Source organism: Mycobacterium ostraviense, from assembly GCF_002705925.1.
Classification (GTDB): Bacteria; Actinomycetota; Actinomycetes; order Mycobacteriales; family Mycobacteriaceae; genus Mycobacterium; species Mycobacterium ostraviense.
On the sequence record NZ_NKRE01000106.1, the window covers coordinates 1 to 1,539 of the forward strand.

At 67.5% G+C, this 1,539-nt stretch carries 1 protein-coding gene; it reads left to right on the forward strand.

The features are described from left to right. Window positions 1–1,539, forward strand: a 1,539-nt coding sequence (locus CDN38_RS28155; RefSeq protein WP_244307498.1) for a condensation domain-containing protein, incomplete at both ends; no start/stop codon positions are given.

A 1,539-nucleotide genomic window follows, 5' to 3' on the forward strand; every position in this document is an offset into this window, starting at 1 on the left:
CTAAGCACCCGACTGCAACTGGCACTGAACACCGAAGTACCGGTGCGGTCTATATTCGACGCCCCCACCGTCGCCGACCTCGCCGACCACCTGCACCGCCAGCGCACCGGCCGCATCCGGCCCCCGGTGGCGCCGGTGCGGCGCCCGGACCGGATCCCGTTGTCGTATGCCCAGCAGCGGTTGTGGTTCCTCAACCAATTCGAAGGTGGCGCCGCGACCTACAACATGCCCACCGCGTTTCGGATCAGGGGGGCGCTGGATGTCGAGGCGCTGGGCGCGGCTCTCGATGATGTCATCGCCCGCCATGAATCGCTGCGCACCGTATTTCCCGACATTGACGGTGTGCCGTTCCAGGAGGTGTTGCCGGCCCGGGCGGGGATGTGGCGGCGCGGGGGCGCGGCGGTGATGTCGTTGCCGGAGCAGGATGTGGCCGGCGAGTTGGTGGCGCTGGCAGGGTATCGGTTCGATTTGTCGGCGGAGATCCCGATTCGTGCGCAGATCTATTCGGTGGGGCCTGAGCAGCATGTGGTGGGGATTGTGGTGCACCACATCGCCTGTGATGGGTGGTCACTGGCTCCGATGGTCCGGGACATGGGCCAGGCCTATCGGGCACGGCGGCAGGGCCGGGCCCCACAGTGGGCGCCGTTGGCGGTGCAGTACGTGGATTACACGCTGTGGCAACGGGACTGGCTTGGGGCGGCGACCGATCCGGACAGTGTGATCGCTGGGCAGTTGGCCTACTGGCGGCAGGAGTTGGCTGATCTGCCCGAGGTGGTGTCGCTGCCGGTGGATCGGGCCCGCCCGCCGGTGCCCAGTTATCGCGGTGATGCGGTGCAGCTGCGCATCGACCCGCAGGTGTGGGCGGGGGCCAAGGAGCTGGCGGCGACGCATGACGCGACGGTCTCGATGGTGTTGCAAGCGGTCTTGGCGGTGTTGCTGCATCGGGTCGGCGCCGGTGAGGACATTGTGATGGGCGCGCCGATCGCCGGGCGGCTGGACGAGGCGCTCGACGAGCTGGTCGGGTTCTTCGTCAACACCTGGGTGTCGCGGGTGGGCGTCAACTTCCGGCACCGGTTCAGCGATGTGCTCCAGCAGGTGCGCCAGAAGGCGCTCAACGCCTACAGCAACCAGGATGTGCCATTCGAGCTGCTGGTCGAGCAGCTCAACCCGGTGCGCTCCGGGGCGCATCATCCGCTGTTTCAGGTGGCCATGGCCTTCCAGAACAATGTGCGCCCCGAGGTGGTCGCGATCGACGGGGTCAGCGTCGAGCAGCTGGCGGTGGTCAGCCGCACCGCCAAGTTCGATCTGCATTTCGACCTGGGTGAGGTGCCAACCGCCGACCCGGCCGCCCCGATGGCTGCCGGGACGGTGTCGTATGCCACGGATCTGTTCGACCGAACCACCATCGAACGGTTGGTCACCCGCTTCGTGCGGCTGCTCGAGGCGGTGGTGGCGGATGCGTCGGTGGTGGTGGGTGAGGTGTCGTTGCTCGATGGCGGTGAGCGTGAGCTGGTGGTGTCGGGGTTTACTGGCGCCGGG